Origin of the sequence: Pseudomonas protegens, from assembly GCF_003732485.1 — a bacterium.
Lineage (GTDB): Bacteria > Pseudomonadota > Gammaproteobacteria > Pseudomonadales > Pseudomonadaceae > Aquipseudomonas > Aquipseudomonas protegens_B.
Window position 1 is genome coordinate 310,907 of record NZ_MOAK01000080.1, and the last position, 798, is coordinate 311,704.

Here is a 798-nt window from a genome sequence, read left to right on the forward strand (position 1 = left end):
TTACTGCTTGGCGACCTTTTCCGACTTGCCGTCATAGCGCTTGCGCCATTCGGCGAGGATCTGGTCGCGGTTCTTCGAGGCCCAGGCAAAGTCGTTCTTGATCAGGCGCTGTTCGTAGTCCGCCGGCAGTTCGGTCTGCGGCTTGGCGATGCCGGGCTGGGCCAGTACGGCGAAGTTTTCCTTGTACAGCTCCATGGCCTCGGGGCTGGCGGAGAAGTCGGCGAGCTTCTTGGCCGCCTCTTCATGAGGGGTGCCCTTGATCACCGCCGTGGCTTCGATTTCCCAGCCCAGGCCTTCCTTCGGCAGGACGATGTCCAGCGGCGCGCCCTGGCGCTTGAGCTGCACGGCCGGGTACTCGAAGGAAATGCCGATGGGGAATTCACCGGCAGCGGCCAGCTTGCACGGCTTGGAACCGGAGTGGACGTACTGGCCGATGTTCTGGTGCAGGTCATCCATGTACTGCCAGCCCTGCTTCTCGCCGAAGGTCTGCAGCCAGGCGCTGACGTCAAGGAAGCCGGTGCCCGAGGACGCCGGGTTGGGCATGACGATCTTGCCCTTGTACTCGGGCTTGGTCAGGTCCTGCCAGCTCACCGGTTTGGTCAGGCCCTGCTTCTCGGCCTCCACGGTGTTGAAGCAGATGGTCGCGGCCCAGACGTCCATGCCGACCCAGGCCGGCGGGTTGGCGGCGTCGCGGTAGTTCGGGCCGATCTTGCCCAGGTCCTTGGGCGCGTAGCTTTGCAGCATGCCCTGCTGGTCGAGGATCGCCAGGCTGGAAGCCGCCAGGCCCCAGACCGCATC

At 64.8% G+C, this 798-nt stretch carries 1 protein-coding gene; it reads right to left on the minus strand.

What is annotated here, in order from left to right; all coding sequences use genetic code 11:
- Positions 1-798, minus strand: a 798-nt coding sequence (locus tag BLX41_RS22700) for a putative 2-aminoethylphosphonate ABC transporter substrate-binding protein (protein WP_259745089.1), incomplete at its 5' end; no start/stop codon positions are given.